Origin of the sequence: Synechococcus sp. BL107 (assembly GCF_000153805.1) — a bacterium.
GTDB lineage: Bacteria > Cyanobacteriota > Cyanobacteriia > PCC-6307 > Cyanobiaceae > Parasynechococcus.
Genome location: NZ_DS022298.1, coordinates 478,050 through 503,314 on the forward strand (window position 1 = coordinate 478,050; position 25,265 = coordinate 503,314).

Sequence of the window (25,265 nt, forward strand, 5' to 3'; positions counted from 1 at the left end):
TTCGATGATTCATGTTGAGGGGCTGAGCAAGACCTATCGGGTTGCCGAGAAGCAGCCCGGTTTGGCCGGCACGCTGCGCCATTTTGTCCGGCGTCGCACCCGCGATGTGGTGGCGGTGCAAGACGTGTCGTTTTCGATTGAGCCCGGCGAGATGGTGGGCTTTCTCGGGGCCAATGGCGCCGGCAAAACCACCACTTTGAAGATGCTTTGCGGCTTGATCCACCCCAGCTCAGGTGATGTGCAGGTGGCGGGGTACTGCCCGCAGCGACGCCAGTCGGAGTTCCTGCGTCGGATCACCCTGGTGATGGGGCAAAAGCAGCAGCTGCTCTGGGATCTACCGCCGATGGATTCTCTGAGGGTGAATGCGGCGGTCTATGGAATCAGTGATCAGCTCGCTCAGCGGCGGATCAGTGCATTGGCCGATTTGCTCGAGCTCGGAGAGGAGCTCACCCGGCCGGTGCGCAAGCTCTCCTTGGGCCAACGCATGAAGGCCGAACTACTGGCGGCCTTGCTGCATGAGCCCGAGGTGTTGTTTCTCGACGAGCCCACTCTGGGGCTGGATGTGAATGCCCAGGCGCGGGTGCGGCAGTTCCTGGCGGATTACAACCGCCGCACTGGTGCAACGGTATTGCTCACAAGCCACTACATGGCTGATATCACGGCCCTATGCCCCAGGGTGTTGCTGATTCACCAAGGCTCCTTGTTTCACGATGGCCCTTTGGATCAGCTCACCCTTGCCCTGGCTCCGGAACGGGAGGTGCGGTTTGAACTGGAGCACCCCGTAACAGCAGATGCCTTGGTTGGTTTAGGGCGTTTGGAGAGTTTGCAGGGATCATCGGTTCATCTGCGGGTTCCCCGGGATCAGCTCACCGGTGTCGTTGCCGCCCTCCTGGATCGCTTTCCTGTCATTGATCTTGAGGTCAACGACCCGCCGATTGATGCCTTGATCGGCAACCTGTTCCGTCAGGGGCGCGTCTGATGCGGATCTTTGGGTTGAACCGGCGGATCATCCGGGTGCTGCTGGGGTCCCAGTACGCCCACATGCTCGAGTACCGCGCCGAGATCGCCCTTTGGGCGCTCTCTGGTGTGCTGCCGTTCATCATGCTCAGCGTCTGGAGTGGCAGTGAGGCCCGCACTGGCTTGGGGCTCGATGGTGTGGCCCTGGATCGTTACTTCCTCAGCGCCTTTCTGGTGCGCCAGTTCACGGTGGTGTGGGTGGTCTATGCCTTCGAGGAGGACGCTCTTCTCGGCCGACTGTCGCCCTATTTGCTGCAGCCTTTGCATCCGCTCTGGCGTTATGTGGCGGCCCATCTCGGTGAGCAGCTCACGCGCCTGCCCTTCGCCGGCCTGATCGTTGCGGTGTTCTTTGCGGTGCAGCCCCAGGCGTTCTGGATCCCTTCACTGGGAGCGTTCTTACTGGCCTGGTTGGCCACTTGGATGGCCTTTGCCATTGCCTTCCTGTTTCAGAGCTTGATTGCGGCCCTTTGCTTTTGGAGTGAAAAGGCCAGCGCCCTGGAGCGGCTTCAGTTCATTCCTTTTGTCTTCCTCTCCGGTTTGCTCGCACCCCTGTCGGCGTTCCCGCCGGAGGTGCGGGCCTTTGCCCAGTGGACGCCCTTCCCTTATCTGATCGACTTTCCGGCTCGGGTGCTGGCCGGACAGCCGGTGGACCTGATGGCCGGCTTCGGGGCGCAGCTGGTTTGGATCGCCCTGTTGTTGCCGCTGGTGTTACTGCTCTGGCGGGCTGGCGTGCGCCGTTACAGCGCCATGGGGGCCTGATGCGGCGGTACTGGCTCACGCTGCGGCGTTTCTGGGGCACGGCCGTCGCGGTGCAGCTGGAGTATCAAGCCAATGTGCTGATTGAGCTGCTGGCGGTGGCCATGAGTCTCAGCGGCAGTCTGTTTTTGCTCTCGTTGTTCTATGGCCCTGATCAGACCCTGGGGGGCTGGAGCTGGGCCCAGGCCCTGATGGTGCAGGGGCTCTACACCGTGTTCGATGGCATGGCCACCACCTGGCTGCGTCCAAACCTCGGTGCGATCGTCACCCATGTGCGCGAGGGCACCTTGGATTTTGTGCTGCTCAAGCCGATCGACAGCCAGTTCTGGCTGTCGATGCGCACGATTTCTCCGGCGGGGCTCCCGGAGATCGGTCTTGGGGTGGCGCTCTTGATCTGGGGCAGCCTGCAGGCAGGGGTTGTGCTCAGTCTGCCTGCACTGCTGACCGTATTGGTGATGGTGTTGGCCGGAGGCGTGATCTTGTATTCCATGTGGTTCCTGATTGCCGCCACCAGCATTTGGTTTGTCAAAACCTGGAATGCCACCGAGGTGCTTCGGGCTGTGTTGGCTGCGGGGCGCTATCCACTCAGTGCCTATCCAGCCACGCTGCGGTTGCTGTTCACGTTTGTGCTGCCAGTGGCCTTTCTCACCACGGTTCCGGCGGAGCTATTGCTGGGTCGGGTTGCAGCACCGATGCTGTTGTTGGGTTTGGCTCTCGCTGGGGGCTTCTTCGTTTCGGCGCGGACGTTCTGGTTGTTTGCTTTGCGTCACTACACCTCTGCCTCGAGTTGAGATGCCTGATTGGTCCCATTGGCTGGATCTTGTTTTGCCGTTTCTGCGCTCTCCCTTGGGAGCGGTGGTGTTTATTCCGGTGTATGCCCTTTGGGTCACGCTGCTTCTCCCCGGGATTTGGGCCTCAATGCTTGCGGGGGTGCTCTATGGCACTTGGTGGGGGAGCTTGATTGTGTTTATAGGTGCCTGCTTGGGGGCCGAAGCTGCCTTCCTCATCGGGCGCCATTGGTTACGGGATTGGACGAGTGCTCGTCTGGAGCGCTTTCCCAAGCTTCAGGCGATTGAAAAAGGGGTGAGTCGCGAGGGGCTCAAATTGGTGATGCTGACGCGGTTGTCGCCGGCGTTTCCCTTCTCATTGCTGAACTTGGCCTACGGCCTCAGTGATGTGAGTTTGCGGGACTACACCATCGGATTGGTTGCGATCCTGCCGGGCACCGTGCTGTTTTGCGCTCTTGGCACTTTGGCGGGCGACGCGGCTCGCTTTGGGGAGGTGCTGGCCGGAGAAACATCTCCAGGAGCCTGGGTTTTAAGGATTGTTGGGGTGCTCGCCACGCTCGCAGTGGTCTGGCTTGCGGGCCGCGCAGCCCGAAAGGCCTTGGCCGACCAAGAAGGAGGCCTCTAATCCTTGGGAGTTGGGGGAGCATCAGGATTGGGGAGGGACCAATCCCGCAGTGATGCGATCAAGACAAACCAACCCAAGCGGAGCTTGGCTGCCAGCCCACGACGGGTCGAGAGATCGGCATATTTGGCCCGGCCACAATCGGTTTTAATCCAGCGTTCAAGAGGTGATTTGGTCATGACGATGATGAGCTTTCGATGTACTGGAAGATTTGGGTTGGAATGATGCTGATATTGATGTTGACTTCTTCGATGCCATATTCCATTTTACAGCGATCTGTAATATTTTTTTGGATCTGATTGAGGTCGAGCTGTTTAGATAGTTTTTCGGGTACATTTAGAACGATATCGATAGTTGCTTCGTTATCAATAACGCTCACGTTGCTGTATAAAAGTTTAATCCGTTGCAGTAGATAAGGGCTTTTATTTAGCACATTTAGCTGATTGATTTGTCCGGCCTTGAACTGAGAAAATTCAGCGTTGATTTGTTGGCGTACGCTGAAATCATGCAGAGCTGACGACAGTGGGATACAGAGGATTCCGAGTAGTCCAAGCCAAATCAAGAGATTGCGCCATGCCTTGAAAATGGATCCATAGCCCTGCACCATGAACACCACCAAGCTGGCCAACGTGATCCCGATCAGGTTGGCGAGAAACAGCAGGAAAGAGCCTTCCGAGATTTGATTGGTCAAGCCTGATATCGTTCCGCGGCCAAAAACAGCCACCATCTCAGGCCCAAGACTGAGACCGATCCCGCTAACGCAGAGCGGTGGTACGAGAGCCACCGCAATGGCTACACCAGCGATTGAATTGGATAAGCGGTCGCGGGTAATCGTGAATGAACCTGCCACAGCAGCTGCTGCGGCAATTCCTAAGTCGATCAAGTTGGGCGCTATCCGACTTGTTATTTCCCGATTGACTTCAGCGGGCCCGATCAGGGCAGCCAAGATCCAGGCTGTGATCACAACAACTCCGACACCAATTACCACAGTGATGGCGGACCGTTTGACCAATTTCTGATCGTTGATGCTTAGCCCAAAGGCAAGGCTCAGTATTGGATCCATGAGCGGAGCAACGATCATCGCTCCGATCACAACAGCTGCGCTATTTGAGATCAGCCCGAGCGTGGCAATCACGGCTGAGGTAATCAGTAAAACGAAAAACCCCAGTGATGGCTTTGATGAGGCAATTCGCGCTTGATAGAGCTCTTTGCGGTCGACTTTTGTATTCAGATTGATCTGCCATTCGGCAGACAAGTCGTTAAAGATGCGCTGGAGTAAGTCGGCGAAAGCCATTTATTTTGCTTGTGATTTTTTTAGGAGATCGTGTAGTGCAGCCTCGTCCAGGATTGTGATCCCGAGTGTTGTTGCTTTGGTGAGTTTGCTCCCAGCCTCTTCGCCGGCCACGAGGTAGTCGGTGTTTTTACTGACGGAGCCCGTGACTTTTCCTCCGCTCGCCTCAATGCGCTCCTTGGCCTCCGAACGGGAGAGGGTTGACAAGGTGCCCGTGAGAACAAAGGTGAGGCCCGTGAGGTGTTGGTCGGACGCTGCAACGCCGACATGTCCATGGTCGTTTTCATCCACCGCGAAGCGAAATCCTTGGCTGCGGAGATCGTTGAGCAATTGTTGGTTTGCTGGGTTGGAAAACCATTGCTGCAAGCTTTGAGCCAGTTCCGTTCCGATTCCATAGATCGCGGTGATGCTGTCGGGGGTGGTGCAAGCGGCCTCCATCAGGCTGTTGGCATCCGGAAATTCTGCGGTGATCGCTTTTGCACTCACCTCGCCGATGTGATGGATGCCTAAGCCGTAAAGCTGTCGGGCCCAGGACCGTTGTCGGGACAGCGTCAGGGCTTCAATCAAGTTGTTGGCGCTGCGTTCGCCCATGCGATCGAGGCTGCTCAGGAGTGCTGCATCAAGCCGATACAGATCTGCAATTGAGCTCACCAAGCCTTGGTCAACGAGCTGCTCGATCAACTTGCTGCCGAGGCCGTCCACATCCAGGGCGCCCTTGCTCACCCAGTGCCGTAGACCGCCCCGCAGGATTGCCGGACAGCTGCTGTTCACACATCGGGTGGCGGCTTCATCGCCTTCCCGCACCAGGTTTGATCCACATTCGGGGCAGTGTTCCGGCAGCTGCACCGGGGTGGCACTGCTGGGTCGGAGTTCAGGCAGCACCCGCACCACTTCGGGAATAATTTCACCGGCTTTGCGCACCACGATGGTGTCGCCCAGATGTAGATCCAGTTCAGCGATCCGATCGGCGTTGTGGAGGGTGGCGCGGCTCACGCTGGTGCCAGCCAAAGCGACGGGTTCGAATTCCGCGACGGGGGTGATCACGCCCGTGCGGCCGACTTGCACCACAACTCGAAGCAGACGACTTGGCGCTTCTTCCGCTGGAAATTTCAGGGCGATCGCCCAGCGTGGTGATTTTTGGGTGAAGCCAGCTTCGTCTTGGAGCACCAAACTGTTGAGCTTCACCACCACGCCATCGGTGGCATAGGGAAGGTCATGGCGCCCCTGTTCCCAGTGGTCGGAAAATCGGTTGATCTCCGCAAGATCCGCACAAAGGGATCGGTTGGGATTCACGCGAAATCCCGCGTTTTCAAGCCATGCCAGAGCATCCCATTGGCTGGATGGTTGCGCTTGGGCTGGTAAGTGCAGTGTGTAAGCGAAAAAATCCAAGCGTCGCGCTGCCACAACCTTGGGATCGAGTTGACGCAGCGTCCCGGCACAGGCGTTGCGGGGGTTGGCAAATAGAGCTTCACCGCGCGATTCCCGTTCCGCATTGATTTCGGCGAAGGTGTTGTCTGGAATGAAGGCTTCACCGCGAATCTCCACCCACTCCGGTGGATTGTCGAGTTGCAGGCGGAGGGGAATGGCGCTGATGGTGCGCACGTTGGCGGTGATCTCTTCGCCGCGTTGGCCGTCTCCCCGTGTGGCTGCCCGTTCAAGAACCCCGTTGCGGTAACTGAGGGCAAGCGCATTGCCATCGATCTTCAGTTCGCTCACCAATTCCAGTGGACTGCCGAGGGGGCGATCGATCGCGCGGAGGAGCCGCTCATTCCAAGCGTTGAGATCGTCGCGATCGAACGCATTGTCCAAACTGAGCAATCCGATGCGGTGCTCAACGTTCGTGAAGCCCTCGGCGGGAGCGCCCCCCACCCTCTGGGTGGGGCTGTCGGCGGTTTTTAGGCTTGGAGTGGTTTGTTCAAGCTCCAGCAGCTCTCTATACAGGCGGTCATAGACCGCGTCTTCCATGGTTGGCGTATCAAGCACGTAATACGCATGGGCTGCCGTGTTGAGCAGGTTGCGCAGTTCCGAAGCCCGTTCGCTCTGATCAGGCATTGACCCGGTTAATGCGGGCGATGCGCCAGTTGTCATCCACCTTGGTGAAAGTGAAGTCGAGCGGCATTTCGTCGTTGCCGGTTTCCGCCTTGAGTTTCACCGTGAGGATCACATCGCCTTCTTGGATGCGTGGACGCCCTGATTTGAGGTTTCTGAATTTGTTCAGTTTCAGATCCGCGAGGAAGCGGATGAATTGCTGGCGCGATACGTGCTGGCGGTAGGCCTTGGTGGTAAGCAGATAGGCCGCATCGATGCGACCGGCAGCCACCTGCGTGAAGAACTGCTTGATCAGTGGATTGATTCCACGGGCGCTAAGGACGAGCTTGACCGCGGTGTAAATCCAGAAGAGCAGGAGGGATCCGCCTCCGGCTAGTAAGGCCTTGATGCCAATGTCGCGTACCAGACCCAGTTCCATGACCACCCTTCAAAGCACGGCGCAGTCTGACTGACCGCGGCAGGATGGCGCGACTTCGGATCTCCCCCGTGCCATTGCAGCCCTTGCTGCCCCTGTTTCATCGGTTGAACCGAGAGCACTTTTCGGGTGTTCTTGTTCGTGCTGGACAGCCTCTGACGGCGGTGCGTTGGAGTGATGGCCGCATGAGCCGCACCGCTGGCTACTACCGGCGGGGACCGGGGGTTGGAGACGGGCGCGGAAGCGAAATTGTTTTATCGCGGCCCGTCCTGGAACCGTTGCCACAGGAGGCCACGGAAAGCACCTTGTGCCACGAAATGATTCACGCCTGGGTTGATTTGGTGCAGCAGCGTCGGGAAAGCCATGGCCCCTTGTTTCGGGCTCAGATGGCCGCCATCAATGCTGCGCAGAGCCGCTTTCAGGTGAGCGTGCGTCACAACTATCCAATCCCGGTCCGGCCGCCGCGGTGGATGGCGGTTTGTCCCAGCTGCAAGCGACGGACCCCTTGCCGCCGCCGTATTCGTCATGCGGCTTGCCGATCATGTTGCAATCAGCATCACGGGGGGCGTTGGCATCCCAGTTGTTTGTTGCACTATGAGCCTGTGGAGTGAAGGGGCTGAATGGACGTTTTTTGGCTCACTCTTGAGTGCAGTGGCTTTGCAATTGCGCTGATCGGACTCCGCCGGGAGCATTGGCTGCGCCGCAGGCGTCGTTAATCTCGATGAATGGAGGAGCGTTACGAACGTCTGGAGCGGTCTCGAGATCCTCGCGATCGTCGTTTGGATCAGTGGCTTGAAACCGGTCGTCAGCTTGTTGATGGAGTGGCCGGTCGACGCCCTGGACATCGTCGTCCCGGCCTCGACCTCGATTCCGTTGGGCGTTGGGTCGGCGACAAGGTGGAGTGGTTGTTGGAAGAGGACGACGATTGGAGGGAGCCATGGCAGGAGAGCGCTGAGCCCATGGCCAGTCGGAAAAAACCGTTGCAGGCCATTTCGCGTCGGTCGCGTCGGTCGCGTCAACGCTCGATGCCGGCTGCAGCGTCCCAGCCACCCCCAACAGCAGCCCCTTTGGTCGCAGAGTCTTCAGCGTCTGAGGATTGGCCAGAGGACGAACTGTTTCAGGTTCAGCGCTGGCAGCGGGATCCAGTTCAGCGCTCCTCTCCACAAGGGGAGCCGCAAGATCAGACACCTTCAGCCCGGCGGGGTTTGCCTCGGTCGAGTCGTCGCAGAGCCTGACATCGTCCGTTGGTGTCGCCAAGCTTGAGGCAGTTCAACGAGCCTTGATGAGCGATTTGATTGTGATCGGTTTCCCAAAAGTGGAGGAAGCCGAACAGGTTCGTCGTGAATTAGTCACGATCCAGCAGCAGCACTTGATCGCGCTTGAAGACGCCTGTGTTCTGGAACATGGTGAGGATGGCCATGTTCATTTGAAACAAGCGATCAACCTTGCAGCAGCAGGGGCGGCGAGCGGGAGTTTTTGGGGGATGTTGATCGGTTTGTTGTTCCTCAACCCCCTAGTGGGCTTGGCGGTGGGGGCTGGTGCCGGAGCGGCATCAGGGGCCCTGAGCGATATCGGTATTAATGATCAGTTCCTCAAGGAACTGGGTGAAACCTTGCCGAAGGGAAGTGCTGCTCTGGCCCTACTTGTGCGGGAGGGAACCCCTGACCGCGTGGTGGAAAGTTTGCGCAGTCATGCTCCCCATGCCCGCCTGGTCAAGACCAGCCTCAGCCATGTCGATGAGGACAAATTGCGGGACCTCATCAAAAAATCAGCACAACAGGCCGAGGCCCTTCGTCTCGCCTGATGGGGGGTGGGGGTGGACTCGAAAGGAGCACCCCCGTTCCGCGAGTTGTTGATTTACGGCGTCGACCAGCTCGTTTGGCATCTCTTCAGCCATTTGATCTGCCGTGGAAGTAATGGAAGGGGAGCCCGATTGCATGGCTTCCAGCAATTGACTCCATTGATCAATCTGACGACTGAGGCTCACGGGCTGATGCCCCTTGGTTTCCAATAAACCTCGGCAAAGTTCTTGGTTCCAAACAACGCTTTGCGTTTGGCCATGGGGTCCGATGTGTCTGGCGGCTTGAGCCTTGAAGGCCTCGGCGGTGGGCTGGCCGCGGCGATCACGCCAGCCCTGTTGATTCAGGATTTTTCCGCAATGAATGGTGGAGATCCCATAAAAACGACCCAGGTCGTTGAGGCTGATCCAAGTTGTGCTGTTCCCCATGGCACGGTGAAACAAACTGTGCCAATGGTGTTCATCACCTCTAGAGCGGCAAGTTGTGAAAAACAAATCCCTACATAACGGGAGATTTGTTCATGAACTCCTTTGAAGTTCTTGGCGCAGGGTGGAGCCAAGCCATGTTTCAAGCTGCGGACTAAACACTTCTCGGATCACCGTGAGCGCTGTTCCACTTCGAAAAAAGCGGTAGTGGCGACTCCAAAAGGGTCCGCGATAGCCAAAGGTTTCTTCCAGCCAATCCGCTTCAACGAGGGCAAGGCCATCGACCTCACGAAAGAGTTCGGATCGTCCCTGGGTGAGGCTTTTCCAGATTGGCTGATTGCGGTCTTGGAGGTGCAGTTCCGCTTCAGTTTGATTCCACCAACTTTCAGCCCAAGCCAGCGGTGTCCCGCCGCAGGTGAGCCAAACCTGGCGGCGTAGGAGAGGCGCTTGCAATTCCTGCACTTCTGCAGGAGCGCCGGGATGGTCCCCTTGTTCGGCTTCCATCGCGATCAGGTCGATGGCGACGGGTTCACCGGTGAGCAAGCGGAGATGGCGTGTTGGGCTGCCATCCCCCAGCAGCATCAGCCGCCATGGGCCAGGCAGCTGTCGTGGTCCATCTCCAGCCAGAACGGTGGCTGCGGGTGCTTGCCAAAGGTGACGAGGTGATGCAAGCAATTGGGATGGTGTGTTCAGAACACGCCTCCCACCGAAAGCGTGCGCTCTTGCCCGTTGTTGCGAATTACGGCGCTCGACGCTCCGACGGATGCCAGCGTCCAGCCACTGCTTCCCACGCTCTCGCCAATTTCGGCCGAAACCGATGCATTGTTGATTTGGAAGATGGCGGAACTGCGCCCACCCGGGCTTTGCATCACGCCGGTGAGCACGGGGAGAGGCGAGATCGGTGTGCTCTCAGAGGGTGCGAGGCCAATGGGTGGCATCGGCAGCGATTGGATCGGCAGGGTGAGCGGCTCGAGGCGATCGACTGTCGCTGGCTCAGCGGTTGGAGGAATGGCTTTTTCGGTGGCGCGCAGCCGTTCGATCAGTGCCACGTTGCGTTCTCGCTCGAGTGTGCGAGCGGAGCGTTGTAGATCAAAGAGCAGCCAACCGCTGCTCAGCAATCCAGCCACTGCCATGCCAGTTAGGAGGGGTGTTTGCCATCCAGAGCTTTGCGCTGCCACCTGCGGTGCAGCTTGAGGTGCCACTTGAGCTATTGAAGGCTGGATGGGTTCGTGGACGGCCACCTCAACGGGCACGAGGTGGCGGTTGTTGGCTGAGCTTTGGCGCGTCGACTTTGATCCGTTGTCGAAGACGCGATCCATCACCTGCTCCGCACGCAGTGTCCAATAGGCGTGAGATGTGGGATGGCGAGCGACCAAAGCAGAGCCTTGAGGACCCCAAAGCTATCGAGCTTGGGTGGTAGGGGCGAGGGGCTGGCGCTTTTGAAGTTCGAGCCACATCAACAGGGCGGTGATGTCGGCTTGGCTGACACCCGGAATGCGATTGGCCTGGCCGAGGGTGGTGGGCTGAATAGCGCTGAGCTTTTCGCGGGCCTCATTGGAAAGGGTTCCAATGCTGGCGTAGTTCAAATCGCTTGGAAGTTTGCGTTGGCTTTGGCGCTTCACCTGGTCGATTTGCTGTTGCTGCCGCTGGAGATAGCCGCTGTATTTGATGTCGATCTCGGCTCCCTCTCGCACGGGAAGGGGGAGTGCACCATCAGCGAGGCCATGGCGCACAAGATCGGCGGCATGCATCGCTGGGCGGCGGAGCAGGTCGGCCAGGGTGATCGAGCCTTTGATCGCTGCGCCTGTTTCTTGCTCTACCGCCGGGGCCACTGGATCACTCACCTTGAGGCGCACAGTTTCCAGCCGTTGCTTTTCGCCCTCCATCGCCTGGAGCTTGTCTTCGAAAAGCTGCCAGCGGCGGTCGTCGATCAGGCCGAGTTCGCGGCCCAGGGGCGTGAGACGCCTGTCAGCGTTGTCGCCCCGCAAAATCAAACGGTATTCACTTCGGCTGGTGAGCACGCGGTACGGCTCGCGCAGGTCTTGGCTCACTAGATCGTCGATCATCGTGCCGATGTAGCTGCCCTCTCGGGGGAAGTGGACGGGGTCTTGCTCACCGATCAAGCGGGCGGCGTTGAGCCCTGCCACCAGGCCCTGGGCTGCGGCTTCTTCGTACCCGGTGGTGCCATTGAGCTGGCCGGCGCTGAAGAGCCCTCTCACCCGCTTGGTTTCGAGGGATGGTTTGAGTTGGGTGGCGGGTAAGTAGTCGTAATCCACGGAATAGGCCGGTCGCAGCATCACCGCTTGTTCGAGACCCGGCAGGCTGCGGAGCAGTTGCAGTTGGATCGGCTCCGGTAGGCCGGTGGAGAAGCCCTGCACATAGATCTCTGGCGTGTCGCGCCCCTCTGGTTCAAGGAAGATCTGATGACTCTCCTTGTCTGCGAAGCGGACGATTTTGTCTTCGATCGAGGGGCAGTATCGGGGCCCTTTGCTATCGATCACGCCTCCATAGATGGCGGTGAGGTGCAGGTTGTCGCGGATCAGCTGGTGGGTTTCTGCCGTTGTTCTGGTGATGTGGCAACTCATCTGTTCACCGCTCACCCAAGCGGCTGGATCAAAGGAGAAGAAGCGGTCGGCGGCATCGCTGGGCTGCTCCTCCAACTGATCCAGGGCAATGCTGCGCCGGTCCACTCGGGCAGGGGTGCCGGTTTTGAGGCGATCGGTGTGGAGGCCGAGGCTTTGCAGGGTTTCGGTGAGGCCTTCCGCTGCTTGTTCCCCGGCACGGCCTGCGGCCATGGATTGATGCCCCACCCAGATGCGGCCCCCGAGAAAGGTGCCGGCGGTGAGCACAACGGCTTGGGCCGCATACACACTGCCGAAGTAAGTCCGAACGCCCTGGATCCGTTGTTCCTCTCCTTCTCCTCCCACCTCCAGGCCGGTCACCATCGCTTCACGGAGCGCCAGGTTGGGCGTGTGCTGCAGAAGTTGCAGCATCTGGCGGGAGTACAACCGCTTATCGGTTTGTGCGCGTAGGGCCCAGACGGCGGGGCCGCGGCTGGCATTAAGGGTGCGTTTTTGAATCGCGGTGGCATCGGCGAGGCGGCCGATCACGCCTCCAAGGGCATCCACTTCATGGACGAGCTGGCTTTTGGCGGGTCCACCGACGGCAGGGTTGCAGGGCTGCCAGGCGATGCGATCGAGATTGAGGCTGAACAAAGCAGTGTTCAAGCCAAGGCGTGCCGTGGTGATGGCCGCTTCACATCCAGCATGGCCACCGCCAACGACGATCACGTCGAATGATTCAGTGGGGGCGGCGGTAAAGCTCATAGGTTCATTATCCGTATGTTCTGGGTCAGCCGTTCGAGTCCGGTTGAGTCGCCATCTCTTCTGTCTCCTTCTGCTGGAGTGACAAGGTGCGTTACCTCGCGAAGCAATCGATACGGTTTCTGCTGAGCCCTCAACCGTTCATTGATCTTGAATTCAGATTGGTCAGTTTGTTTTTACTTAAACAGTGTCAGTACTGCAGCGATCAGTAAATAAGACAAGTTGCTGTTTTGTGGTTGCGAGAGAAACTTGCCTCCCAAGGAAGACCTTCACCATTTTTTTGATGTCCGAAGGTTTGGTTTTTGTTGCGTTGATTCATGCATAAAGCTGGTACCCGTCCAAGAAATAGAATCGACACTTTTTTTGTTGCGGCTATTGCTGGGCTTGCGCTGAAACCCATTCCAAGGAGAACAACAAAGAGTTGGCTCGTGGCTATTCGTGCAAGCTTTTCTCGCCTGATGGCCTTGCCCGGCAGATGGCGTGACTCGCTCGGGGATTTGGTCGCCAGGATCGGATGAGATTGGATGAGCTTTGGTGAGCCCATTTGTTCACTCTCGTAGTCTCATATGTTAACTGAGCCCATTTGTTCACTGGGTTGCGCTGCAATCATCCTTATTGAGCTCCTGTTTGTTTAGCCACTTGATCCCACAGGCTCTTGATTGCACTCAATTAGCTCTCAGATCGCTCTAATGCGCTTTTCAGGAAGTCAGAATAAAAGGGATTGAATTTTTCTTATGAACTTCAAACGTCTTTCTTTGGTCGCTGTACAAGCGATTGGACTCGGATTAATGCCAGGGGCTGCGCTTGCGGCCATTACGGATACAACAACATTTACTGGAACTGTTCCTGGAACGTGCACCTATGCCTCAGGGGCCACTCAATCGATTGCAATGTCTTATTCGGCCGCAGACAGCGGAACGTTTACCGGTACAACGGCCAATATTGGCATTAATTGTAATTTTGCAACTAAAGTTACTCTTGGTGCAGTTACTCCTAAGGGATCCAATCCAAAAGCAACAACGAATACAGCCAAACTGAAGAAGGGGAGCTCCGTGCTTGCTACCAGTGGCGAAGGTGCTTCGTCGCAGGTGGATTTGGGCAACAATGCTGGAGTAACACAAAATGTCACGATCGAGCTCACATCTACAGGAGCAAGCACGGTTGGTGCTTATGAGTACACCGTTGTTTTAACGACGCTAAGTTCTTGATTTGTCTAAGACTTCGTGATTCTTCAATGTATTTGCTAATTTAGTCAAAATATTGCAATTGCTCTGAAGCCTTTGGTCTCAAAGGCTTCAGTTTCTTTTTAGCTCACGGACGAGTCGTCCAATTTATTAAGGGTTACGCAGTCTTTTGTCTAAGTTTTGTTTTGATGCCAGTTTGTTCCTTTAAATCATTTATCGCTTCTTCTCGATCTTCATGTAGCGTACTAAGCTTTTTAATGCTGATGCTGCAACCATTGGCCTGCCATGGGGGCTTGGAAACAACTACCGGATTTTCAGGAACAGTCCCATTTATATGCACTATTGATAATGGTGATCAAGTTGTTGAAACCTCATATACAAACTACGGATCTCTTGCACTTTTAGAAGGATTTTCAACTCCTCTGCAGCTCTCTGGGAATGGATCTGCTCGCTTACATTTGGTGCTAACTCAGATTTCTGGTCCAACTGCAGCTACTTTTCAGTTATTTGGGAAGATTGATGGCTTTAGTTATTTAAATCCCAAAAGCGGTAATAGTCATTCAGATTCGTATACGACTCTCCTAACTCAAACTCCCAAGACCCTTACTTATCAACTCAGGGCTTTCGTTGAAAATGCTTATAGCGGTGGCGACCTTCAATTTCAGGCCGTATTGACCTGTCTAGATGTTTAATATTTTTAACACGATACGCTTGGGGGCCAACTCCTATTCACTAAGTGTTTTTCTAAGTTTAGGGCTTACTATCCAATTTTATGTCCCTACCTTTGCACAAGCAGGGATTCAAGATACAACGACGTTCAACGCCACGGTACCTTTCACCTGTTCCTTTTCGGGAGGTAGTGATCTTGTTTCGATGGATTATACGCGTAACGGGAGTACTGGAATCATGGCAGGCACTAGTGAATCATTACTGATTTCTTCTAATCAGGTGCCTCGTGTGAATGTTACTTTGAATACGCTTCTTGCTCCAAGTGGCATCGGTTTTCGCGGTATTTGGATCCGTTCAGATAATACAAATCGCATTATGAAGAATAAAACATCGAGCTCATATTCAAATTCTCCAATATCTACAATTTTGCAACCGTCTAACTTCAGAAGCCATGACTACTCATCTGGCCTGCCTTATGGCATCAAATTAACCGTTAGCGCCAATTTAAGTAATTCGTTTCCTAATGATGAGTATCGATTTCAGGTTGTACTCACCTGTTTGGAGCCGTAGTGATGACACATCCCCACCTATTGATTCGCTTGTCAAACACTCATTTTTTCTATTTGTTCTGTTGTGGGGGGATCCGTGGTGACCCCTAATATCTTCGTAAACCATCAATTTTCCTATTCAATGTTTACCTCCTTTCTCCTTGCAGCCGCATTAGGTCTCAATCCAAACAATAAGGTGATTTCACCTGGACTTGGCTCACGCGTTGTTGTCCGTACTCAGGCTTTTCTGGTTGATTCCAAACCTGGCCAGTATTTTGTTGAGGCTTTTTACAATACAAAAGATAATATTCCTGGTGAAAAAATTAACGATGTTCGTGTTAGTCCGAAAAAACTCTTTTTGCGCGACAGTAAGGCGAAACGTGTTCTTTTAAGTATTTCAACATCCACTCTAAATCCTGGCCCATTATGGATTTGCATTATGGAAAGTCCAAAAGAACAAGTTTCAAGCTCCTCTTCTTCGCAATTAACTGTGTTAACGCGGTCCTGTTATCAACGTATTCTGCAAAAGCGCAAGACACAATTTCTCCGTTAGATAATCTTCCTTTAAGTGATCTAACGGGGTTGTCCTTTCAGCAACCGATTGGTCCTCGATTTGAGGTTGATTTGCCAGACGGAACTCGTTGCGTGAGTCAGGATGGTACACCCACCACCATAAATTTGTTTAGTGGTGGGTCTGCTCGCGAAGATGAGATTGAGAAAAATAAGTTATTAAGTGGATATTCTGGAAACGGTAATGGATACGCTATCGGGGCGGTTTTAACGATTCCTCTCGGCACTAAAAATTCGCGAAACTGTGATCAAGCGTATGCAATTTCCATTGTCTCCAAAAAGATTGAATTAGCACAACTCTTGCACGAAGAGGGGCTTTTGTCTGACGAAGATCTTGCAGCATTGCTCATTCAAGTGAAGTCTATTCTTTTGTCTGATAACTAATCCTTCTAGATTCAGTATCAATCGCTACGCTTTCTGTCCAGTTATGGCTAGTTAGACCCTCGGAAATGACTCTTTCCTGGTGTCGATTCTGTAAGGGCTTTGTTCGCTGGGTGGTTATCAATATCGTGAACAAATGGGCTCATTATCTCCTATTTCTTTCTTGTCTAGCTGTTATGTTGGAAAAAACTCTAATCATTGATAAAGTCACCCCTGCGATTTGAAATAAAAAGCACGGTTGATATGGAATCAATACTCAACAGGCAGCTTATTGGCGCGTCAGTTCTGCCTTTGGAGAGAGGAGGGCTTAATGGTGTGGTGCAGATTCTTCCCCTAGTTAATATTGCTCTAGTGCTTATTGACTTGAATAAACCAGTATCTTTTTGTGCTGAACGGAAGCCTGGAAAATATCACTTTTCGATTAATTTATCAGATAATCCCACGCGAGACAGCCTTGTTGCGCAGGGAGTCTCTATTACGAGGCCTGCAATTTTTGGGTTTAATGAACATCTTAAAGATCTCGACCTACAGTTAAGTGCCGGATGTCGGTTTTGCAATGTTATCGTTCCAGAGAGTTTTTTTGCTGAAAAATTGACGGAGTTTGGCTATTTCTTTGACGTCAAAGATGTATTGAGCAATTTTAATATTTTGTCTAATACCTTCGTGTCTTCTCATTTTGCTCTGTATTTGAACGAACTATGGCAAAATCTGCCCTCCCTTGCTCTGACTCCGAAGCTGATTGAGCAAGAGGTTTTATCAACCCTGATAGAGTGCTTTGTTAGTCATGATGATCGAAAAGTAGGTGTAGCTCTTGCTAGGCGCGAGCGTCACGAGGCTGCCTTGCAGGTTTTGGCTTTGACGAATTCATCGCCGACAAAGCCTTTTGAAATTCAAGATCTATGTTCCATATTGCATCAGTCTCGCACATCTTTGTTTAATGGTTGCAAGGAAAAATTCAAAATGTCTCCCCTCCAAGTTGTGAGGCGTGTTCGGCTACATCAAGTTCGACATGCATTGATGGATGCTGAATTTTGCATAGAGAATAATATTTCTGGTGTGTCTGATATTGCTTCGTATTTCGGTTTTATAGGCCGTTCCCATTTTGCCCGCTACTACAAGAACGAGTTTCTGGAAATGCCTCGTCAGACATTGTCAAATAGGCGTTACTCTCAGCAAACTTTTTAGGCCGTGTCCTTGCTCTTGCAGAGTAGTTATTAGGATCTCAAATTCTTGTTATCTATCTTTCCTGTATGATTTCTACTCAGCACCATTGCTTTTTCTTTGCTCTTAATTAGCGGCATGTCTTATTTTTATATTTTAGATCGGTGGAAAATGTCGCAATATCTGAAGTATCTTCTTTTATGTTTTTTATGGATTCTTATTCTTGAATCTGCGCAGGAATCTGCACAAGCACACCCGAATCCGATTACATCGGCCAACAGGGTGTCACTCGAATTCAATGTTGTGCCCAACACTCAATGGGCCCCGAGTTCCATTGATCCTGAGGCTAAGCCAAACCGTTCACTTCAGGTCTTTAAGCTTCAGCCGGTTTTTCCGTTTCGGTTGAACAATGAGTGGACCGTTTTGACACGGACGATTTTTCGGTTTACGTCCACCCCTTCAGCACGGCCTGATTTTGGTGTTACCCCATTGGGTGCACCATTTGTGGCGGGCTGGGATCAGCGCAACGACACAGGCTTATCTGATATCAGTCCCACGGCATTCTTTGTTCCCAATCTTGGCTCGGATTGGACGTTTGGATTGGGGCCTTCCATGGTGATTCCTGTGGGAGATGGCCCTACTGATACCGGCAAGTTATCGCTTGGTCCTGCACTTTTTGGCTTCCACCACAGTGGTCCATGGATGATTGGTGCTCGTGTGCGAAACATCTGGTCTGTTGCAGGAGATCTTGAACGGGCTGATGTGAACCGGCTGATTGCTCAGCCGCTCATTCGCTATCAGTTTCACAAAAACTGGTATTTCACCTCTTCGCCGATAATCTCGGCAGATTGGACTCACCCTGATGGTGATGGTTGGACAGTACCTGTGGGAGGCGGGTTTGGATATGCCTTCCGTTTGGCAGATCAGCCGATGCAGGTTTCAGTCGAGGCGTACTACAACGCTATCAAGCCTTCCTTTGCTGGAGAGGATTTACTTGGTGATTGGACGATTCGTACTCAGTGGCAAGTGCGTTTCCCTAAATAATTGTTTCTCATCAAATATAGAAATTAAGTTCTTAATTAGTAAGACTTCTATTTAGACTTGTTTGAGCATGTCTCTTTATCAGCTGCGCTGCCTCGGATCAAAGTCTGTTGTGGGAGCTCGTTGTATTGCTTTTTATAGTGGCGGGCGAAATGACTGCGGCTGGCAAAGCCCATATGGGCCGCGATTGCCCCGACGCCCTTCAACCCCAAAGCATCGCTTCGCTTTGGATTCAGTAAAAGCTGGCGTACGAGATCAAGTCGAATGCTCCGTTGCAGTTCTGTTGGAGTCCGCCTGAAATGATCCTGGCATCCGTTGAACAGGGAGGTTCGGGATTGATAGAGCACCTCGCTGAGCTCTGTGATGGTGAGATTTTTGGATGGATTGTTCGAGCACCAGTGCAGTAGTTCGATGGCTGCGGCATGGCGTGTTTGCCGCTTGGCCTTCGGCAACGTGCGTGCAATTGGGTTTTGAAATGCCTGAAAAAGACTGTCGATGAGTTGATTGGTTGCTTTGGTGATATGTGCATCAGTTTGGTTGTCAATTAAGTCGTTCAGTTGTGTGCGTAGTTGTGTACGAATCGGTTCGCAGAGTTCCAGTTGATTGCTGTGTTCCCAGCGCTCCAGAGGGAGGTCTCCAGCTTTGCGTTGTTGATGACGCTCATGTAAGTGCTCCTTTGAAATAATCACTGAAGCCAATGGGGTGTTCGCTGCCAGTCGTAGATCAAAATCATGCAATTGATGGTTGTATCCCATTAGTCCAGGCCATGGCATGTCGATCCCCTGGGCGCGTATGGGGTCAGCAGCTTGCGGGTCTTTTAGGGGAATTGCAATGGTGCATGGCTGGGGTCGCCTCGTGCCACTTAGAAACAGTGTTTGGTTGGTCTCAAGCAAGGTGAGACGAAACGAACCTAGGTTGAAGATTTGCAGCCGACCTTCCAATGAGCCCGTTGTTAATTGAAGGGCGCTTAGGTCTGGGGAGATGGGCTGAAAGAACTCCTGCAGATCGGCGCAGCATTTGAATCTGCCGTCGAGGACCTTCACTTGGCCCCTAAGGATTGGTGTCGGTTAATCAATCTCTTCAAAGTGGCCATGGATGACGCCTTGGCCCCCATTCATGCCGCCAGATTTCGGAAGCGGGTGAACTGGGGCTCGAACAGTAGTTTCACTGTGCCGACGGGGCCGTTGCGGTGTTTGGTGAGGATCACTTCGGTGATGCCGCGATCCTGGGTTTCTGGGTTGTAGTACTCGTCGCGGTAGATCATCAACACCAGGTCGGCGTCTTGCTCAATCGATCCCGATTCCCGCAGGTCGCTCAGCATCGGCCGTTTGTTGGTGCGTGATTCAACGCCACGGCTGAGCTGGGAGAGCGCAATCACCGGCACATTCAACTCACGGGCCATTCCTTTTAGAGCTCGCGTAATCCGTGAGATTTCCTGCACCCGGTTGTCGGGGCTGGATCCCTCCATCAGCTGCAAGTAATCGATCACCACCAGCCCCAGCTCTTTGCCCTGTTCGGCCATCAACCGACGGCAGAGCGAACGCATCTCCAGCACGCCGGAGTTGGGTTTGTCGTCGATGTAGATCGGCAGTTGGCCGAGGGTGTTGATGCCTTGGCCGAGAAGCGGCCACTCCTCCTGTTGCAATCGACCAGTACGCAGCCGCCCGGCTTCGATGCCCACTTCCATCGAGAGCAATCTGTAGGTGAGCTGCTCTTTGCTCATCTCCAAGCTGAACACGCAAACGGGAAGATCGTGCAGCTGGGCCACGTTTTTGGCCAGGTTCAGCACGATTGAGGTTTTACCCATCGCCGGCCTGCCTGCCACGATGATCAGGTCGCTGCGCTGCAGGCCCTGGGTCATCGCATCCAGGTCGTAGAAGTTCACCGGGATGCCCGCCACCGAGGTGCCCAGCGAGCGGCTTTCGATTTCTTCGAAAGTTTGGGTAAGGATTTCGGCGGTGGGGGTGAGCCCTTTGGAGGGCTTTTCCTGGCTGATCGCAAAAATCGTTTGTTCGGCCTGATCGAGCACCTGCTCCATCGGCAGGCTTTGATCGAAGCCCAGCTTGATCACTTCATTGCCAGAACGGATCAACTGGCGGCGCAGGAACTTGTCCATCACCAATCGGGCCACCTGTTCGATCGAGGCTGTGGAGCTCACCCGCTCCACCAGTTCAATCAGTCGTCCGTTGCCGCCAACCTTTTCAAGCGATCCCGTGTCCGCGAGCCAGGCGGTCATCGAGGTGAGGTCGGTGGGTTTGCCCTGGCCATGCAGCATCAAAGCCGTACGGAACATCTCCCGATGGGCGTTGAGATAAAACGCCTCGGGCTGCAGGATGTCGGCAACCCGACCAATGGCGTCTGGGTCGAGCAAGATCCCACCCAGTACCGCTTCCTCGGCCTCAATGTTTTGGGGTGGAACCGAGTCTGGAAGGCCTTCAAAACTCGGCTCTTGATTCCGACGTTCTCGTCCGTAACCCGAGCGTCCCCCTTTGGGCGATTCGTCGTTGTCTGGCTGGGGGGCGCTCACCATGGCGGCAAGGTGCAGCTAAGAGTGATTCCACTCTGGCCGAACCGCGCCGATTCGCTGCAAATCAGTAGCTCACCACTTCGAGGTTGATTTCGGCAGACACTTCGCTGTGAAGCTTCACCGTGACGGTGTACTTGCCGGTGCGGTGGATTTCAGGCACCAGGATGTCGCGGCGATCGATCTCCTTCTTGGTCGACTCTTCGATCACCTCAGCAACGTCGCCGTTGGTCACGGTGCCGAACAGCACGTTGTCTTCGCCAACCTGCTTCTTCACGGTGAAGCGGCCGATGGTATCGAGAGCTGTCTTGAAGTTCAGAGCTTCTTGCTTTAGGGCTGCTTGACGCTCAACTTCCTTGGCACGGCGGTGCTCCACCTGCTTCATCACCGCAGGGGTGACGGGCACAGCTTTGCCGAAGGGCAGCAGGAAATTCCTTGCATAGCCAGGGGCTACGTCCACGAGATCTCCGTCCTTGCCGAGGCTGAGGATGTCCTCGTTCAGAACGACTTGTACGCGTTTGGGCATGGGACTGCGACCGACAACGACTACGGGGCGATCCGGAATATTACGACCTCAGCTGTTCCATTGATGGATCGAGAGCTTGGGCTTTGGGATCTCCTCAACAAAAAGCAGACGATTCTCGATCTAGTTCAATAGATCAGTGGTTGATCACCGAATACAAAAGGTTCTCTTATTGCCTGGTTGAATGGTCTATTTATTAATTTATAGGTATAAATTTTTTACCAGATGATGTGATTTTAGCTGCGCACAATCTCTACCTCTGGTTATGCAGGTTTGATGGGTAGGCGGATGTTTTTCGCCAGCCCGAGGGCTCGCATCAAGCGAATATGTTCCCAGGTGAGGTCGATTTGTCCTTTCTGGAGTCCGTGGCATGCGGAGTGGGGGAAGGCGTGATGGTTGTTATGCCAACCCTCGCCAAAGGTGAGGGCCGCCACCCATTTGTTATTGCGGGAGGCATCGCCGCTGTCGTAGGCGATGGTTCCCCAGCAGTGGGTTGCTGAGTTCACAAGCCAGGTCACGTGATAGACGAGCACAAGCCTTAAGGGGATGCCCCAAAGCACCAAGGCCCACCCTCCAGCGCCGGTGATGGAGCCGATCACAAACAGCAGAAACGCCAGAGGAAATTGCAGATAGAGGAAATTGCGGTTGAGCCAGCGGTAATACGGATCGCTACTGAGGTCGCCACTGAGGCGCGGGATCGCCTGCATGGCAGGAATCGTTTCAAACATCCAGCCCATATGGCTCCACCAGAAGCCTCGATGGCTGTTGTGGTGATCCGCATCCGTATCGGAAAACTTGTGGTGGTGGCGATGCAGACCGGCCCAGGTGATCGGTCCTTGCTGGCAGCTCAAGGCACCGCAGGTGGCGAAAAATCGTTCCAACCATTTAGGAACGCGAAACGACCGGTGAGACAGCAGTCGGTGGTAGCCGATCGTGACTCCGAGACAGGCTGTCGCCCAGTACAAAATGCCGAGGGTGAGAACGGCTTGCCAGCTCCAGAAACGCGGCAGCAGAGCCACGATCGCTGACACATGCAAAACCACCATGAACACGATGGTTCCCCGGCGTGGGCTTTGGGAGGGAGCTGCGGATCGCCCCCCTTTGCGACGGACGTGGAGCAACTCAGCACGGTTTAAGGCCTTATGAGACATGACCGGCCGGCTCGGTGGAGATGGCGCTCGGTTCACGTCAGATATCACTTTGTTCGTTCACTTTTAATTGTTTATAACCGATCAGCTTTCCCTCATAGGGATTGCTCTTGGCACAGCAGCCCATCACGACAGGGCAACGCTGATTATTAAGGCGTGCCCCTTGCTTCTCACGGATCGACATGATCCTGGGGGTGGTAAGCAAGCAATAAAAAGCCCTGGAGGATGTCTCATCCACCAGGGTAAAAATTGGAACGATTCGACCTTTTAAGGGTTGTACGTGGCTTCACGGACCCGTCTCGCGAGGCCAAACCGTTTTAAGAGGCGAACGTGTTGCCAGGTGATGTCGAATTCAAACCAGCGCAAGCCATGGCGCGCACTTGCAGGGTGCGCATGGTGATTGTTGTGCCAACCTTCTCCAAAGGAGAGGACGGCTACCCACCAGCAATTCCTTGAGAGGTCTGGAGAATCAAAGTTGCGGTAGCCAAAGGCGTGGGTCGCCGAGTTCACAAGCCACGTGACGTGATAAACGACCACGAGTCGTAGGGGGATGGCCCAAAGAACGAGGCCCAACCCGCCGCCATGCACTTGTGCAGCTTCGCCATACCAATACAATCCCAAGCCCAGGGGGATTTGCAGCAGTAGGAACCAGCGGTCGAGCCAGCGATAAAACGGATCACATTGAAGATCTCCCGCATATCGATCCAGCTCTTTCAGAGCGGGGATCTCATGGAGCATCCATTCGCTATGGCTCCACCACAAACCCCGTCCTGCATCGTGGTGATCGGAAGGTTGATCGGAAAAGCGATGGTGATGGCGGTGAAGCCCAACCCATTCGATCGGTCCGCTCTGGCAGGCAAGCGTGCCCATAATCACCAGAACGCGTTCCAACCAAACGGGAACCACAAGGCTGCGGTGCGCCACTAAACGGTGCAGACCGAGGGTGACGCCTAAAACGGTCATCCAGTACAGAACACCGAAGGCAACAATCGCCTGCCAGCTCCAAAACTGAGGGAGCAAGGCCACGGTCGCCAGGATGTGATTCACCAGCATGAAGCCGGTGGTTCCTGTTTTTAGACGCCTTTGACGGGCAGGTAACGGCCCGCGGGGGCCCGTTACAGCAGCCCTAACGCGAAGCTCGCGGCTATCAGCTGTTTGCGAGGAAACCAATCGGAATCTCCTGGGATCGACAGTGCCGCTCAAAAAGGAAAACCAGGGAGCGGATGGTGCCGTTGATAACAGAAATCTAAAGGAGTTCTCGCCTTACAGCGGATCAGCATCGTTAAGGCGAGAGCGCAGCATGGAGTCAGGGAACGGCTCTACATAGGGAGGACCTGGTGCCCAGCGCGATTGCAAGGAACCTGATCGAGTCTGTGGTCCAGCAGCAGGTGCCTCAAGCTGCACAGCGAACATCTGCTGTGGAACAACGCTTGAAGCGTGTTTTGGCTGCGTTCGCTGAGGAGCGGTTGGGGACGCAGCACTTTGCGTCTCTTACTGGCTACGGCCATGGAGATCAGGGCCGGGATCTGGTGGATCGTGTGTTTGCCAGGGTCTTAGGGGCGGAGGCGGCAGCGGTGCGGATGCAGTTCGTCAGTGGCACCCATGCGATCACGGCAGCGTTGTTTGGCGTGCTGCGGCCTGGCGATCGTTTGCTTTCAATCACAGGTCGTCCCTACGACACTCTTGAGGAAGTCATCGGTTTGAGGGGAACGGGTCAGGGGTCGTTGGCTGACTTTGGGATCGAATACGACGAAGTGCCCTTAACGCCGGAGGGGGTTGTGGATCGGGTGGGGCTGGATCAGGCGCTGGCAGTGTCTCAGCGCGTGGTCTTGATTCAACGCAGTTGTGGCTACAGCTGGCGCCCGTCGTTGTCGGTGGAGGAAATCGGTGAGCTCTGCGCGCTCATTCATGCGCGACAGCCCGATTGCATTTGTTTTGTCGACAATTGCTATGGAGAATTGGTGCAGGACTGCGAGCCGCCGGAGGTGGGAGCCGATTTGGTGGCGGGTTCGTTGATTAAGAACCTTGGCGGCACCATCGCTCCAACTGGTGGCTACGTCGCCGGCCGGGCAGACCTTGTCAATCAGGCGTGTTGCCGATTAACGGCCCCTGGCATTGGTCGAGAAGGTGGCACGGGATTTGATCTGCAGCGCCTCGTGTTGCAGGGATTGTTTTTGGCCCCACAAATGGTGGCTGAGGCTTTGATTGGTGCGGATCTCGTGGCTGGTGTATTTGAGCGGCTTGGTTTTGCCGTTCAACCGAGGCCAGGCGCTGTGCGAAGCGACTTGATCCAGGCGGTTTGTCTTGGCAGTCCGGAGGCCTTGAAAACGGTCTGTCGTGCGTTTCAAGCCTGTTCACCGGTGGGGGCTTATCTGGATCCAGTGCCGGCTGCAATGCCTGGCTATGCCAGTGATTTAGTGATGGCCGGTGGCACGTTTATCGACGGATCAACGAGCGAATTTTCCGCCGATGCTCCTCTGCGAGAGCCCTTCAATCTGTTTGTTCAAGGCGGTACCCATCGCGCTCACATCCAGCTGGCCTTGGCGGAAGCCCTCACCGCACTCGATGCGGCGGGACTGATCAATCTCCCTCAAACTGAGATCATCTAATTCACCTCCACCTGTCTGATGGCGTTCGAGTTTCCCGCCGCCTACCGCTTTGCCGACAGCCACGAATACGCCCATCTCGATGGTGAGCTCATTCGCGTTGGCATCAGTGCTTTTGCTGTTGATCAGCTCGGTGACATTGTTTTTGTCGACCTCCCCGATGTGGGTGCCAGCCTTGATAAGGGCACCAGCTTTGGTTCTGTGGAATCTGTGAAAGCTGTCGAAGATATGTACGCCCCCATTGCAGGGGAAGTGGTCGAGCGCAATGAAGCGGTGCTGGCGAGCCCTGAAGAACTCCAGAACGATCCCCATGGAGCGGGATGGCTTCTGGTGGTACGTCCAAGTGATCCAGCGCAACTCGAGACTTTGCTTGATTCAGCTACCTATTCCGCGAAGGTGAACGCCGGCTGATGACGGGAGGCGGT

31 protein-coding genes are annotated in these 25,265 nt (G+C 54.7%); 16 read left to right on the forward strand and 15 right to left on the reverse strand.

Features of this window, described 5'->3' with window-relative positions:
* The first annotated feature begins 4 nt into the window (after positions 1–4).
* The 4 genes from BL107_RS02330 to BL107_RS02345 are packed head-to-tail and all read left to right on the forward strand — an operon-like array spanning position 5 to position 3,186.
* Complete coding sequence (locus tag BL107_RS02330; protein WP_009788659.1) at positions 5–979, forward strand: ATP-binding cassette domain-containing protein; 975 nt, start codon at positions 5–7, stop codon at positions 977–979.
* Positions 979–1,776 carry an ABC-2 family transporter protein gene (locus BL107_RS02335; protein WP_009788660.1) on the forward strand — a complete coding sequence of 266 codons (798 nt, stop codon included), beginning with the start codon at positions 979–981 and terminating at the stop codon, positions 1,774–1,776. Before BL107_RS02330 ends, BL107_RS02335 begins: the two co-directional genes overlap by 1 nt.
* Positions 1,776–2,564, forward strand: a complete 789-nt coding sequence (locus BL107_RS02340) for an ABC transporter permease (protein WP_006169830.1) — start codon at positions 1,776–1,778, stop codon at positions 2,562–2,564. The genes BL107_RS02335 and BL107_RS02340 overlap by 1 nt, the downstream gene beginning before the upstream one ends.
* Before the next feature lies 1 nt (position 2,565).
* Entirely contained in the window at positions 2,566–3,186 is a 621-nt protein-coding gene (locus tag BL107_RS02345; protein WP_009788661.1) for a TVP38/TMEM64 family protein, read from the forward strand.
* Here the strand turns inward: BL107_RS02345 and BL107_RS02350 are convergent.
* The 4 genes from BL107_RS02350 to BL107_RS02365 are packed head-to-tail and all read right to left on the reverse strand — an operon-like array spanning position 3,183 to position 6,941.
* Positions 3,183–3,362: a hypothetical protein gene (locus BL107_RS02350; protein WP_009788662.1), complete on the reverse strand. Its 180-nt coding sequence runs from the start codon at positions 3,360–3,362 to the stop codon at positions 3,183–3,185. The two genes, BL107_RS02345 and BL107_RS02350, sit on opposite strands and share 4 nt — an antisense overlap.
* On the reverse strand, positions 3,359–4,477 hold the full coding sequence (locus BL107_RS02355) for a TIGR00341 family protein (RefSeq protein WP_009788663.1): 1,119 nt from the start codon (positions 4,475–4,477) through the stop codon (positions 3,359–3,361). Before BL107_RS02355 ends, BL107_RS02350 begins: the two co-directional genes overlap by 4 nt.
* Positions 4,478–6,526 (reverse strand): NAD-dependent DNA ligase LigA, encoded by a 2,049-nt coding sequence (ligA, locus tag BL107_RS02360; protein ID WP_009788664.1) that lies wholly within the window; start codon positions 6,524–6,526, stop codon positions 4,478–4,480.
* Entirely contained in the window at positions 6,519–6,941 is a 423-nt protein-coding gene (locus BL107_RS02365) for a membrane protein (protein ID WP_009788665.1), read from the reverse strand. Before BL107_RS02365 ends, ligA begins: the two co-directional genes overlap by 8 nt.
* Positions 6,942–6,985: 44 nt before the next feature.
* On the opposite strand from BL107_RS02365, the gene BL107_RS02370 reads away from it, so the two are divergent.
* The 3 genes from BL107_RS02370 to BL107_RS02380 all read left to right on the forward strand — a co-directional run bounded on the left by BL107_RS02370 (position 6,986) and on the right by BL107_RS02380 (position 8,742).
* Positions 6,986–7,549, forward strand: a complete 564-nt coding sequence (locus BL107_RS02370) for a SprT family zinc-dependent metalloprotease (RefSeq protein WP_009788666.1) — start codon at positions 6,986–6,988, stop codon at positions 7,547–7,549.
* 114 nt (positions 7,550–7,663) lie between these two features.
* Complete coding sequence (locus BL107_RS02375; protein WP_009788667.1) at positions 7,664–8,173, forward strand: hypothetical protein; 510 nt, start codon at positions 7,664–7,666, stop codon at positions 8,171–8,173.
* Positions 8,174–8,220: 47 nt separating this feature from the next.
* A complete protein-coding gene (locus tag BL107_RS02380) occupies positions 8,221–8,742 on the forward strand; it encodes a DUF1269 domain-containing protein (RefSeq protein ID WP_009788668.1) in 522 nt (173 codons plus the stop codon).
* Here the strand turns inward: BL107_RS02380 and BL107_RS02385 are convergent.
* From BL107_RS02385 to BL107_RS02405, 5 genes are all read right to left on the reverse strand, one after another.
* The gene (locus BL107_RS02385) at positions 8,707–9,165 is read right to left on the reverse strand and encodes a hypothetical protein (protein ID WP_037987935.1); all 459 of its coding nucleotides are present in this window, start codon (positions 9,163–9,165) and stop codon (positions 8,707–8,709) included. The two genes, BL107_RS02380 and BL107_RS02385, sit on opposite strands and share 36 nt — an antisense overlap.
* 90 nt (positions 9,166–9,255) lie before the next feature.
* Positions 9,256–9,837 (reverse strand): chorismate lyase, encoded by a 582-nt coding sequence (locus BL107_RS02390; protein WP_009788670.1) that lies wholly within the window; start codon positions 9,835–9,837, stop codon positions 9,256–9,258.
* Positions 9,838–9,851: 14 nt separating this feature from the next.
* Entirely contained in the window at positions 9,852–10,538 is a 687-nt protein-coding gene (locus BL107_RS02395) for a pilus assembly protein PilZ (RefSeq protein WP_232192713.1), read from the reverse strand.
* A gap of 24 nt (positions 10,539–10,562) precedes the next feature.
* A complete protein-coding gene (mnmG, locus tag BL107_RS02400; RefSeq protein ID WP_009788672.1) occupies positions 10,563–12,488 on the reverse strand; it encodes a tRNA uridine-5-carboxymethylaminomethyl(34) synthesis enzyme MnmG in 1,926 nt (641 codons plus the stop codon).
* Between the two features lie 202 nt (positions 12,489–12,690).
* Positions 12,691–13,029: a hypothetical protein gene (locus BL107_RS02405; protein ID WP_037987937.1), complete on the reverse strand. Its 339-nt coding sequence runs from the start codon at positions 13,027–13,029 to the stop codon at positions 12,691–12,693.
* Between the two features lie 190 nt (positions 13,030–13,219).
* Between BL107_RS02405 and BL107_RS12525 the strand changes: the two genes are divergently transcribed.
* The 7 genes from BL107_RS12525 to BL107_RS02420 all read left to right on the forward strand — a co-directional run bounded on the left by BL107_RS12525 (position 13,220) and on the right by BL107_RS02420 (position 18,042).
* On the forward strand, positions 13,220–13,693 hold the full coding sequence (locus BL107_RS12525; RefSeq protein ID WP_156779363.1) for a hypothetical protein: 474 nt from the start codon (positions 13,220–13,222) through the stop codon (positions 13,691–13,693).
* Positions 13,694–13,926: 233 nt separating this feature from the next.
* A complete protein-coding gene (locus BL107_RS12530) occupies positions 13,927–14,361 on the forward strand; it encodes a hypothetical protein (RefSeq protein ID WP_232192714.1) in 435 nt (144 codons plus the stop codon).
* Positions 14,354–14,908 carry a hypothetical protein gene (locus tag BL107_RS12535; RefSeq protein ID WP_156779365.1) on the forward strand — a complete coding sequence of 185 codons (555 nt, stop codon included), beginning with the start codon at positions 14,354–14,356 and terminating at the stop codon, positions 14,906–14,908. The genes BL107_RS12530 and BL107_RS12535 overlap by 8 nt, the downstream gene beginning before the upstream one ends.
* A gap of 120 nt (positions 14,909–15,028) precedes the next feature.
* Positions 15,029–15,439 (forward strand): hypothetical protein, encoded by a 411-nt coding sequence (locus BL107_RS13040; RefSeq protein ID WP_232192715.1) that lies wholly within the window; start codon positions 15,029–15,031, stop codon positions 15,437–15,439.
* Between the two features lie 29 nt (positions 15,440–15,468).
* Positions 15,469–15,840 (forward strand): hypothetical protein, encoded by a 372-nt coding sequence (locus BL107_RS02410; protein WP_232192717.1) that lies wholly within the window; start codon positions 15,469–15,471, stop codon positions 15,838–15,840.
* A gap of 240 nt (positions 15,841–16,080) precedes the next feature.
* Complete coding sequence (locus tag BL107_RS02415) at positions 16,081–17,022, forward strand: AraC family transcriptional regulator (protein ID WP_156779366.1); 942 nt, start codon at positions 16,081–16,083, stop codon at positions 17,020–17,022.
* 114 nt (positions 17,023–17,136) lie between these two features.
* On the forward strand, positions 17,137–18,042 hold the full coding sequence (locus tag BL107_RS02420) for a neuromedin U (protein WP_156776471.1): 906 nt from the start codon (positions 17,137–17,139) through the stop codon (positions 18,040–18,042).
* 47 nt (positions 18,043–18,089) lie between these two features.
* Here the strand turns inward: BL107_RS02420 and BL107_RS02425 are convergent, their stop codons facing one another.
* The 6 genes from BL107_RS02425 to BL107_RS02445 all read right to left on the reverse strand — a co-directional run bounded on the left by BL107_RS02425 (position 18,090) and on the right by BL107_RS02445 (position 23,404).
* Positions 18,090–18,932: a helix-turn-helix transcriptional regulator gene (locus tag BL107_RS02425; RefSeq protein WP_232192719.1), complete on the reverse strand. Its 843-nt coding sequence runs from the start codon at positions 18,930–18,932 to the stop codon at positions 18,090–18,092.
* A 221-nt stretch (positions 18,933–19,153) separates the two neighbouring features.
* A complete protein-coding gene (dnaB, locus tag BL107_RS02430; RefSeq protein ID WP_009788677.1) occupies positions 19,154–20,569 on the reverse strand; it encodes a replicative DNA helicase in 1,416 nt (471 codons plus the stop codon).
* A gap of 61 nt (positions 20,570–20,630) precedes the next feature.
* A complete protein-coding gene (gene rplI, locus BL107_RS02435) occupies positions 20,631–21,089 on the reverse strand; it encodes a 50S ribosomal protein L9 (protein ID WP_009788678.1) in 459 nt (152 codons plus the stop codon).
* 260 nt (positions 21,090–21,349) lie between these two features.
* Positions 21,350–22,237 (reverse strand): fatty acid desaturase, encoded by an 888-nt coding sequence (locus BL107_RS02440; RefSeq protein ID WP_156779367.1) that lies wholly within the window; start codon positions 22,235–22,237, stop codon positions 21,350–21,352.
* 37 nt (positions 22,238–22,274) lie between these two features.
* On the reverse strand, positions 22,275–22,418 hold the full coding sequence (locus tag BL107_RS12540; RefSeq protein ID WP_232192721.1) for a hypothetical protein: 144 nt from the start codon (positions 22,416–22,418) through the stop codon (positions 22,275–22,277).
* Positions 22,419–22,501: 83 nt separating this feature from the next.
* On the reverse strand, positions 22,502–23,404 hold the full coding sequence (locus tag BL107_RS02445; RefSeq protein WP_037987942.1) for a fatty acid desaturase: 903 nt from the start codon (positions 23,402–23,404) through the stop codon (positions 22,502–22,504).
* A 167-nt stretch (positions 23,405–23,571) separates the two neighbouring features.
* Here BL107_RS02445 and BL107_RS02450 point away from each other — a divergent pair, with 167 nt between their 5' ends.
* The gene (locus BL107_RS02450) at positions 23,572–24,843 is read left to right on the forward strand and encodes a methionine gamma-lyase family protein (protein WP_009788681.1); all 1,272 of its coding nucleotides are present in this window, start codon (positions 23,572–23,574) and stop codon (positions 24,841–24,843) included.
* An 18-nt stretch (positions 24,844–24,861) separates the two neighbouring features.
* The gene (gene gcvH / locus BL107_RS02455; protein ID WP_009788682.1) at positions 24,862–25,251 is read left to right on the forward strand and encodes a glycine cleavage system protein GcvH; all 390 of its coding nucleotides are present in this window, start codon (positions 24,862–24,864) and stop codon (positions 25,249–25,251) included.
* Positions 25,252–25,265: the final 14 nt, after the last annotated feature.

Coding starts and splice junctions, on each gene's coding strand:
- BL107_RS02330 (WP_009788659.1), top strand. CDS start 5: ATGATTCATGTTGAGGGGCTGAGCAAGACCTATCGGGTTGCCGAGAAG.
- BL107_RS02335 (WP_009788660.1), top strand. CDS start 979: ATGCGGATCTTTGGGTTGAACCGGCGGATCATCCGGGTGCTGCTGGGG.
- BL107_RS02340 (WP_006169830.1), top strand. CDS start 1,776: ATGCGGCGGTACTGGCTCACGCTGCGGCGTTTCTGGGGCACGGCCGTC.
- BL107_RS02345 (WP_009788661.1), top strand. CDS start 2,566: ATGCCTGATTGGTCCCATTGGCTGGATCTTGTTTTGCCGTTTCTGCGC.
- BL107_RS02350 (WP_009788662.1), bottom strand. CDS start 3,362: ATGACCAAATCACCTCTTGAACGCTGGATTAAAACCGATTGTGGCCGG.
- BL107_RS02355 (WP_009788663.1), bottom strand. CDS start 4,477: ATGGCTTTCGCCGACTTACTCCAGCGCATCTTTAACGACTTGTCTGCC.
- ligA (WP_009788664.1), bottom strand. CDS start 6,526: ATGCCTGATCAGAGCGAACGGGCTTCGGAACTGCGCAACCTGCTCAAC.
- BL107_RS02365 (WP_009788665.1), bottom strand. CDS start 6,941: ATGGAACTGGGTCTGGTACGCGACATTGGCATCAAGGCCTTACTAGCC.
- BL107_RS02370 (WP_009788666.1), top strand. CDS start 6,986: ATGGCGCGACTTCGGATCTCCCCCGTGCCATTGCAGCCCTTGCTGCCC.
- BL107_RS02375 (WP_009788667.1), top strand. CDS start 7,664: ATGGAGGAGCGTTACGAACGTCTGGAGCGGTCTCGAGATCCTCGCGAT.
- BL107_RS02380 (WP_009788668.1), top strand. CDS start 8,221: ATGAGCGATTTGATTGTGATCGGTTTCCCAAAAGTGGAGGAAGCCGAA.
- BL107_RS02385 (WP_037987935.1), bottom strand. CDS start 9,165: ATGGGGAACAGCACAACTTGGATCAGCCTCAACGACCTGGGTCGTTTT.
- mnmG (WP_009788672.1), bottom strand. CDS start 12,488: ATGAGCTTTACCGCCGCCCCCACTGAATCATTCGACGTGATCGTCGTT.
- BL107_RS02405 (WP_037987937.1), bottom strand. CDS start 13,029: ATGGGCTCACCAAAGCTCATCCAATCTCATCCGATCCTGGCGACCAAA.
- BL107_RS12525 (WP_156779363.1), top strand. CDS start 13,220: ATGAACTTCAAACGTCTTTCTTTGGTCGCTGTACAAGCGATTGGACTC.
- BL107_RS12530 (WP_232192714.1), top strand. CDS start 13,927: ATGCTGATGCTGCAACCATTGGCCTGCCATGGGGGCTTGGAAACAACT.
- BL107_RS12535 (WP_156779365.1), top strand. CDS start 14,354: ATGTTTAATATTTTTAACACGATACGCTTGGGGGCCAACTCCTATTCA.
- BL107_RS13040 (WP_232192715.1), top strand. CDS start 15,029: ATGTTTACCTCCTTTCTCCTTGCAGCCGCATTAGGTCTCAATCCAAAC.
- BL107_RS02415 (WP_156779366.1), top strand. CDS start 16,081: ATGGAATCAATACTCAACAGGCAGCTTATTGGCGCGTCAGTTCTGCCT.
- BL107_RS02420 (WP_156776471.1), top strand. CDS start 17,137: ATGTCTTATTTTTATATTTTAGATCGGTGGAAAATGTCGCAATATCTG.
- dnaB (WP_009788677.1), bottom strand. CDS start 20,569: ATGGTGAGCGCCCCCCAGCCAGACAACGACGAATCGCCCAAAGGGGGA.
- rplI (WP_009788678.1), bottom strand. CDS start 21,089: ATGCCCAAACGCGTACAAGTCGTTCTGAACGAGGACATCCTCAGCCTC.
- BL107_RS02440 (WP_156779367.1), bottom strand. CDS start 22,237: ATGTCTCATAAGGCCTTAAACCGTGCTGAGTTGCTCCACGTCCGTCGC.
- BL107_RS12540 (WP_232192721.1), bottom strand. CDS start 22,418: ATGTCGATCCGTGAGAAGCAAGGGGCACGCCTTAATAATCAGCGTTGC.
- gcvH (WP_009788682.1), top strand. CDS start 24,862: ATGGCGTTCGAGTTTCCCGCCGCCTACCGCTTTGCCGACAGCCACGAA.